Genomic DNA, 8,292 nt, shown 5'->3' with positions numbered 1-8,292 from the left:
CGGGCAGCGAGCACGTGGTTCCCACGGCGCCCGCCCCCTCGGCAGCGGACCGGGGGGGGGGGGGGGGCCGCCCCCCCCCCGGGGGGGGCCGCCCCCCCCCCCGCCCCCCCCCTCACCGCGTTCCCGGCCCAGCCGCGCGCCGCTCACCACTGGGCGCCCCCACCACCAGCCGATCACACCGCCCCGCTCCCCCTCAGCCCAGCAGTTCCCGCACCACCGGGACCAGCTCGCGGAACGCCTTGCCGCGGTGGCTGATGGCGTTCTTTTCGGCGGGGGTGAGTTCGGCGCAGGTGCGGGACTCGCCGAGGGGCTGGAGGATCGGGTCGTAGCCGAAGCCGCCGGTGCCGGCGGGCTCGTGGCGCAGGGTGCCCTCCAGACGGCCTTCGACCACGCGTTCGGTGCCGTCGGGGAGGGCGAGGGCTGCCGCGCAGGCGAAGTGGGCGGCGCGGTGGGGGGTGTCGATGTCGCCGAGCTGGGCCAGCAGGAGGTCGAGGTTGGCCTGGTCGTCGCCGTGTCGGCCGGCCCACCTCGCGGAGAAGATGCCCGGTGCGCCGCCGAGGACGTCCACGCACAGCCCCGAGTCGTCGGCCACCGCGGGCAGCCCGGTGGCCCGGGCCAGCGTGTGCGCCTTGAGCAGGGCGTTCTCGGCGAAGGTGACGCCGGTCTCCTTGACGTCCGGGATCTCCGGATAGGCGTCGGCCCCGACGAGTTCGACGTCGAGGCCGGCGGCGTTCAGGATCGCGTGCAGTTCGGCGACCTTGTGGGCGTTGCGGGTGGCGAGGATCAGGCGTGTCATGCCTCCGATTATCGGGCCCACCACGCACCGCCCGACGCACTCGGTGCACACGGCGCTCTCGGCCCGCCCGTACCACTCGGTCCACCGGCGTACCCGAGTCGGCCGGGCCGCCGGCCCACTCCGCGCACCCGTCCCACTCGGTTCGCCGGCACACCCAGCCCACCCAACCCACCCAGGCCGCCGGCCCACTCCGCGCACTCAGCCCGGCCGGCTCACCCCACCCGGGCCCGGCCGACCAACGCACCCAGCTCGCCCTGCCCACCCGGGCCCGACCCACCCAGGCCCGGGCCCGGCCCACCCGCGCCGGTCACCCACCCCCCTCACCCGGGCCACTCCCACTCCCGGGCTCGCTCCCCCGTCAGCCCGGCTTGCAGGCGCCGGCGAGCTCTCTGCCGGCGTCGGCGACGGGGGAGAAGTCAGGCTTCTCGCCGTTCTTTGCGGCCTTGGCGGCGTTGTCGACGGCCTGGTCGAGGTGGTCCAGGGCCTTGTCGATGTCGGGGTTGTCGGTCTTCCTGTCGAGCTCGTCGATGTTCTTGTTGATCTCGTCCAGGGCCTCGTCGGACTTCTTCTCGTTGCCGGTGCCCTCCATGACGGCGCGCTTGAGCAGCGCCTGCTGGAGGTCGTCGATGTTGTCGGATATGTCGACCGCGAGCTCCGCGCAGTCGACGGCCTTCTCGACGTCGTCCTTGTTGCAGCCCACCATCAGCGGCACGGCCAGCGAGACGGCGGCTACGGCGGTGATGGCGGTGGTGATCCGGCGGCGCATGGCCATGGGACGGGCCCCTCCCCAGCGGGTGTGCACGGGGCCGACGCTGCGGGTTCCCGTGCCTGACACCTCACTAAACGCCGCCGCGCGGACGAGGGTTGCTCGATGGTCACGGACCGGCCAACGGCCCGATCCGGGGCCTGCATCGGGGCCCGCCCCAGGGACCACGCCGGGGGTCCGCCCGGGGTCCCACGTCGGGCCGTCCCCGGGACGAGGGGCCCGGGGACGAGGGTCCTCCGGCGGCCCGGCCCGCAGGACGAGGGGCCCGGGACGAGGGCCCCACACAGGTCCGGCCCCAGGACACACCGGACCCACACCGGACCGAGGACGGGCGCCCGGGACGAGAGCGGGGGCGCCCGGCCCGCACGCCGGGCAACCCGCACGCCGGGCAACACAGGCAGCGGGCAACCCGGGCGCCAGGCAGCGCGCGGCGAACAAGGAGAACAAGGCGGGCGCCGGCGACGCAGACAGCGGGCTACCCGCGCACCACAGACACCACAAGCAGTCCAGACAGTCCAGACATTCCACACAGCCCAGACAGCTCTGCCGGCGCGGGCGCCCAGCCCGCAGCCCCCTCCCCTCCTACAAGCCCTACGCCCCGTCGCCCGTTTCCGCGAGCGCCGCGCGCTGGATCGTGTCGAGTTCGGTGCAGCCGGCTGTGGCCAGGTCGAGGAGGCCGTTGAGTTCGGTGCGGGCGAAGGGCTCGCCCTCGGCGGTGCCCTGGACCTCGACGAAGCGGCCGTCACCGGTGCAGACCACGTTCATGTCGGTCTCGGCCCGTACGTCCTCCTCGTACGCGAGGTCGAGCAGCGGGACGCCGTCCACGATGCCGACGCTGACGGCGGCGACGGTGCCGGTCAGCGGCTGGCGGCTGGGGCGGATGAGCTTCTTACCGTGGGCCCAGGCGATGGCGTCGGCGAGGGCGACGTAGGCGCCGGTGATGGCGGCGGTGCGGGTGCCGCCGTCGGCCTGGAGGACGTCGCAGTCCAGGACGATGGTGTTCTCGCCGAGCGCCTTGTAGTCGATGACGGCACGCAGCGAGCGGCCGATGAGGCGGGAGATCTCGTGGGTCCGGCCGCCGATCTTGCCGCGGACGGATTCGCGGTCGCCGCGGGTGTTGGTGGCGCGCGGCAGCATCGCGTACTCGGCGGTGACCCAGCCTTCGCCGCTGCCCTTGCGCCAGCGCGGCACGCCCTCGGTGAAGCTCGCGGTGCACAGCACGCGGGTGTCGCCGAAGGAGACGAGGACGGAGCCTTCGGCGTGCTTGCTCCAGGAGCGTTCGATGGTTACGGGGCGGAGCTGTTCGGGGGTGCGGCCGTCGATACGAGACATGGGGCCGACCCTATCGGCAATGCGGCGGGCCCCGTTCCGTGCGGCGTTCCCGTGCTGGGTGCCGCTGGTACGGGGCCCGCCGTGGGCCCGCCGGGTGGTGTCCGTCGCCCGTGCCGGTCGCGGGGGCCGGTGCTGCCGGTCATGCCGGATGCCGGTCGGACCTGGGGGCGGTCGGACGGGCGCCGGTGGGGCCGGGTGCCGGTGGGGTGCGCCGGGGTGGGGTTTCGGTCAGTGGCCGGGGTGGGCCGGGGAGCGTACGCCGGTGGGGGCGTGGCTCACATCATGTCTTCGATCTCGGCGGCGATGGGGTCCGCGTCGGTGCCGATGACGACCTGGATGGCGGTGCCCATCTTGACCACGCCGTGCGCGCCGGCGGCCTTGAGGGCGGCCTCGTCGACCAGGGAAGCGTCGCTGACCTCGGTGCGGAGGCGGGTGATGCAGCCCTCCACCTCTTCGATGTTGTCGAGGCCACCGAGCCCGGCGACGATCTTCTCAGCCTTGCTGGCCATGTCCACTCCTGATTTCTCGGCCCTTCGGCGGTCCCGCCGAGCGTTTTTCATACCGTAACGCACGTTCAGACCAACTTCGCGGGCATATGTCCGTTACTTAGCGAAGGATGGCGATCATCGGCGCGGTGCGGGCGTGCCCATGCCGCGACGACATGTGGTCTACACCAGTATGCGGCAACGGCCGGTGCCAACTGCCGCCGGGAGGACGGTCATGAGCGTCAGTAGCGCGGCGGCCCCGCGGAAGAGCTGGACGTCGTCCTTCTTCCAGAGCTTGCAGAAGCTCGGCCGCAGTCTCCAACTGCCCATTGCGGTACTGCCCGCGGCGGGCATCCTCAATCGGCTCGGCCAAAAAGACGTCTTCGGTTCGGACGGCCTCGGCTGGGAGAACGTGGCCAAGGTCTTCGCGGGCGCGGGCGGCGCGCTGCTCGACCCGTCGGTCGGGCTGCCGCTGCTGTTCTGCGTGGGCGTGGCGATCGGCATGGCGAAGAAGTCGGACGGCTCCACGGCGCTCGCCGCGGTCGCCGGCTTCCTCGTCTACCACAACGTACTGGCGCAGTTCCCCGACGACGGCGAGCCGCAGAACCCGGGCGTCTTCGGCGGCATCGTGCTCGGCATGCTGAGCGCGTACGTGTGGCAGCGCTACCACCGCACCAAGCTGGTGGACTGGCTGGGCTTCTTCAACGGTCGGCGGCTGGTGCCGATCCTGATGTCGTTCGGCGGGCTGCTCTTCGCGGTGCTGTGCCTGTGGATCTGGCCGCCGGTCGGCGATGCGCTGGTGAACTTCAGCGACTGGCTGACCGGGCTCGGCTCGTGGGGTTCGGGCCTGTTCGGGGTGGCCAACCGGGCGTTGCTGACGGTGGGCCTGCACCAGTTCCTCAATACCTTCGTGTGGTTCCAGTACGGGGAGTACACGGCGCCGGACGGCAAGACGTACCAGGGCGACATCAACCGCTTCCTCAACGGCGACCCCAGCGCCGGCATCTTCACCTCCGGGTTCTTCCCGATCATGATGTTCGCGCTGCCGGCGGCGGCCCTGGCGATCGCGCACTGCGCGCGGCCCGAGCGGCGCAAGGAGGTCAGCGGCATGATGCTGTCGGTCGGCCTGACGTCGCTGGTCACCGGCATCACGGAGCCCATCGAGTACTCCTTTCTCTTTGTGGCGCCGGCGCTGTACGCGGTGCACGCGGTGCTGACGGGTGTGTCGATGGCGGTGACCTGGGCGCTCGGCGTGCACGACGGGTTCAGCTTCTCGGCCGGCCTGATCGACTACCTCATCAACTGGGGGCTGGCCACGAAACCGTGGCTGATCATCCCGATCGGGCTGTGCTTCGCCGTCGTCTACTACGTCCTCTTCCGCTTCCTGATCATCCGCTTCGACCTCCAGACACCGGGCCGGGAGTCTGATGCGGAGGAGTTGGAGAAGGAGAACGTGAAGTAGCCGGGGAATCGGAGCAGGAGAACGCGAAGCAAGAGGACGCGAAGTAAGGGGTGCGCGGCCAAGAGGTGCGCGGCTGCGCGCCGGGCGGGGCGCGCAGGGCGCGTGGGCGAGGGCGGTACGGGCAGCAAGGTCCGCCCGTAATCCCCGTAAAACCCCCACCGGAGGCGGCCCGCGCGTTCCGAGACCACACTGACACCCGGTCGTTATGTGGCGGCTCAACCGATGCGCGGGGGCCGTATCCGTGCCCGATTTGGTGGGCCTGTGCCCACCGGAGGCGGTTCCTCCGGTGCGGGGGCGGTGCCGACGCCCCGTCGACCGCCCGGGGTGAGCCCCGTCGGATGACCGGGGGCCGCTGCGCCGCCCGTCGACCTTATGCCGCGCATACCGTACGCTCACCGCGACGGTCGGGCCCCACGCCCGTACGCCATGGCGCCGCGCGCTCGCGCAGGGCGGCCGGATGCCTTGCTCGACCCGTACATCGCAGCGAAGACGACACCTTTCCGGGTGTCCGTGCGCCCCTTGGACCCGCCCTTCGCGGGCCTTCGCACACGGCCCCGACAAGGGGTCCCCACAGCATGCCCACACGGCCGGACCAGTGATCGCCCCCAGTCACTCTGGGTGGTCCAGTCCACTGAAAATTGGTGATTCCTTTCCCTGGTAGGCCCGTGCTAAAAATGGTCTAAACCACTTAGGTGGATAAGCCAGGAAGCGGGCATTCCCCCTGAGAGCCCGCCTCACCAGGAGGAATCCCATGAGTACGGCCACCGCCACGGCGGGCCCCGCAAAGAAGCGGGGCGCAGGCGCCATCCAGGGCATGCAGAAGATCGGCCGAAGCCTTCAGCTTCCGGTGGCCGCCTTGCCCGCCGCCGGCATCCTGAACCGGCTCGGCCAGGACGACGTCTTCGGCAAGGACGGGCTCGGCTGGAACAAGCTCGCCGAGATCTTCGCCCACGCCGGCAACTCGCTCTTCGACAACCTCGCGCTGCTCTTCTGTGTGGGTGTCGCGATCGGTTTCGCGAAGAAGGCCGACGGCACCACGGCGTTCGCCGCCCTGGTCGGCTTCCTCGTCTACAAGAACGTGCTGACCGGCTTCGTCAGCGACGTCACCGGCAAGCCGCAGGACCCGGGCGTGCTCGGCGGCATCGTGGTCGGCATCACCGCGGCCGTGCTGTGGGAGAAGTACCACCGCACCCGGCTGCCCGACTGGCTCGGCTTCTTCAGCGGTCGCCGCTTCATCCCGATCCTGATGTCCTTCGCGGGCCTGATCTACGGTGTGGCGTTCGGCTACGCGTGGGCCCCGATCGGCGACGGCCTGAACAACTTCGCCGAGTGGCTCTCGGGCAACGGCTCGATCGGCTCCGGCATATTCGGCCTGGTCAACCGACTGCTCATCCCGGTCGGCATGCACATGCTGCTGAACTCCTTCGCCTGGTTCCAGTTCGGTGACTACACCGCGAAGGACGGCACCACCTACAACGGCGACATCGCGCGCTACTTCCACGACGACCCGTCGGCCGGAATGTTCATGACCGGCTTCTTCCCGATCATGATGTTCGCCCTGCCGGCCGCCGGTCTGGCCATCGCGCACTGCGCCCGCCCCGAGCGCCGCAAGGCCGTGATGGGCATGATGATCTCCATCTCGCTGACCGCCTTCGTCACCGGCGTCACCGAGCCGCTTGAGTTCTCCTTCATGTTCCTCGCCCCGGTCCTGTACGGCATCCACGCCGTCCTCACCGGTGTCTCCATGGCGCTGACCTGGGCGCTCGGCATCCGCAGCGGCTTCACCTTCTCCGGTGGCCTCTTCGACTACCTGCTCGGCTACTCGCACAGCGAGAAGGCCTGGTTGATCATCCCGATCGGCCTGGTGTTCGCGGCGATCTACTACACCGTCTTCCGCTTCGCGATCCTCAAGTTCAACATCCCGACCCCGGGCCGCGAGCCGGAGGACTCCCTCGACGACGCCGCCGCCGAGGCTGCCGCCGAGGCCGCTGCCGAGGAGCGCAAGCAGGCGCGGAAGGCGGCCAAGGCCGAGCGTGCCGCTGAGGTGCCAGCGCAAGCCGCGGCCGGCGATACGGACACCAAGTCCGGTGCCGACGGCAAGAGCGCCACGTAACGACGTCCCTCCCCAAGGCGCTGGTCCACCCCCCGGTCCAGCACCCCGAAGGTCCCCGAACCGTCCGCGGTTCGGGGACCTTCGCTTTGTGCGGCGAGCCGTACGAGCCGGGGCCGGTACGGGGGCCGGCCGCGCGGGCGGGGCGGGCCTGTCAGCACGGCGTACGCGGCAGTGCGGTGGCCCCCGCCCCGTGCGCCGTGCTCACAGCTCGTACGTCGCGCCCGCCTTGGCGAGCTCCACCGGGCCGTCGAACGCGGCCTGCGCGTCCCGCAGGTTGACCTGCGGATCGGTCCACGGCGGGATGTGCGTGAGCAGCAGCCGTCCGACGCCGGCGCGCTCCGCGTGCACCCCGGCCTGGCGGCCGTTGAGGTGCAGCTTGGGGATGTCCTCCTTGCCGTGCGTGAACGCGGCCTCGCACAGGAAGAGGTCACAGCCGAGGGCGAGCTCGTGGAGCGCGTCGCAGGGGCCGGTGTCACCGGAGTAGACCAGTGATCGGCCGCCGTACTCGATGCGGAAGCCGAACGCCTCCACCGGGTGGCAGACCCGGGCGGCGTGCACGGTGAACGGCCCGAGCCTGAAGGTGCCGGTGCCCAGCGTGTGGAAGTCGAAGACCTCGCGCATGCACTTCTCGTCCGGCACGTCGTCGTACGCGGCAACCAGCCGTCGCTCGGTGCCCTCCGGCCCGTACACGGGGATGGCGCCCGCCCGCCCACCGTCGTACCGGTAGTAGCGCGCCACGAAATAGCCGCACATGTCGACCCAGTGGTCGGCGTGCAGATGGGAGAGCACGACGGCGTCGAGGTCGTACAGCCCGCAGTGGCGCTGGAGCTCGCCGAGGGCGCCGTTGCCCATGTCGAGCAGCAGCCGGTAGCCGTCGGCCTCGACGAGATAACTCGAACAGGCCGATTCCGCGGAGGGGAACGACCCCGAGCATCCGACGACGGTGAGCTTCATGAAGCAGGAACCTCCTTGGGGGTACGCCGCGCCGAAGTTCCCAGCCCTCGGCATGGGGAACCCCAGGGGGCGGAGACCGGGGGGTCATGCGGTGCCCACGAGCGTAAGGCGCGAAAGGGCCGGTCGCTCCTCCACCCACACGCGTTGTGTGCGATGTCACCGGTAAGGGCGCGGGCGTTCGAGAAAGGGGCACGGCTCGGGCGCCGCCCCGCCCCGCCCTGTTCGAGAGAGGGGAACAACTCGGGTGTCGCCCCGCCCCAGCACCGCCACCCCGGCACCGGGTCCCGGGCGGTACGACGACTACGACGACGGGGGGGGGGGGGGGGGGGGGGGGGGGGGGGGGGGGGGGGGGGGGGGGGGGGGGGGGGGGGGGGGGGGGGGGGG

7 protein-coding genes are annotated in these 8,292 nt (G+C 71.2%); 2 read left to right on the top strand and 5 right to left on the bottom strand.

Annotated features, from left to right (window positions below; all coding sequences use genetic code 11):
* Positions 1-193: 193 nt before the first annotated feature.
* The 4 genes from rdgB to AAHZ94_RS23580 form a co-directional block, all read right to left on the bottom strand.
* A complete protein-coding gene (rdgB, locus tag AAHZ94_RS23595) occupies positions 194-796 on the bottom strand; it encodes an RdgB/HAM1 family non-canonical purine NTP pyrophosphatase (protein ID WP_349995001.1) in 603 nt (200 codons plus the stop codon).
* A 358-nt stretch (positions 797-1,154) separates the two neighbouring features.
* The gene (locus AAHZ94_RS23590) at positions 1,155-1,568 is read right to left on the bottom strand and encodes a hypothetical protein (RefSeq protein ID WP_349995000.1); all 414 of its coding nucleotides are present in this window, start codon (positions 1,566-1,568) and stop codon (positions 1,155-1,157) included.
* 585 nt (positions 1,569-2,153) lie between these two features.
* Complete coding sequence (gene rph / locus AAHZ94_RS23585) at positions 2,154-2,894, bottom strand: ribonuclease PH (protein WP_349994998.1); 741 nt, start codon at positions 2,892-2,894, stop codon at positions 2,154-2,156.
* 275 nt (positions 2,895-3,169) lie between these two features.
* Positions 3,170-3,454 carry a PTS sugar transporter subunit IIB gene (locus AAHZ94_RS23580; RefSeq protein WP_349994996.1) on the bottom strand — a complete coding sequence of 95 codons (285 nt, stop codon included), beginning with the start codon at positions 3,452-3,454 and terminating at the stop codon, positions 3,170-3,172.
* 160 nt (positions 3,455-3,614) lie between these two features.
* Between AAHZ94_RS23580 and AAHZ94_RS23575 the strand changes: the two genes are divergently transcribed.
* Both AAHZ94_RS23575 and AAHZ94_RS23570 read left to right on the top strand, forming a co-directional pair.
* Complete coding sequence (locus AAHZ94_RS23575; protein ID WP_349994995.1) at positions 3,615-4,841, top strand: PTS transporter subunit EIIC; 1,227 nt, start codon at positions 3,615-3,617, stop codon at positions 4,839-4,841.
* Positions 4,842-5,592: 751 nt separating this feature from the next.
* A complete protein-coding gene (locus tag AAHZ94_RS23570) occupies positions 5,593-6,954 on the top strand; it encodes a PTS transporter subunit EIIC (protein ID WP_349994994.1) in 1,362 nt (453 codons plus the stop codon).
* A gap of 201 nt (positions 6,955-7,155) precedes the next feature.
* Here AAHZ94_RS23570 and AAHZ94_RS23565 read toward each other — a convergent pair whose 3' ends face one another.
* Positions 7,156-7,908: an MBL fold metallo-hydrolase gene (locus AAHZ94_RS23565; protein ID WP_349994992.1), complete on the bottom strand. Its 753-nt coding sequence runs from the start codon at positions 7,906-7,908 to the stop codon at positions 7,156-7,158.
* Between the last annotated feature and the right edge of the window lie 384 nt (positions 7,909-8,292).

It is taken from the genome of Streptomyces sp. HSW2009 (genome assembly GCF_040240285.1).
GTDB lineage: Bacteria > Actinomycetota > Actinomycetes > Streptomycetales > Streptomycetaceae > Streptomyces.
Note: the sequence above shows the minus strand (reverse complement) of the source record. Positions and strands in the feature narration are given on the sequence as shown.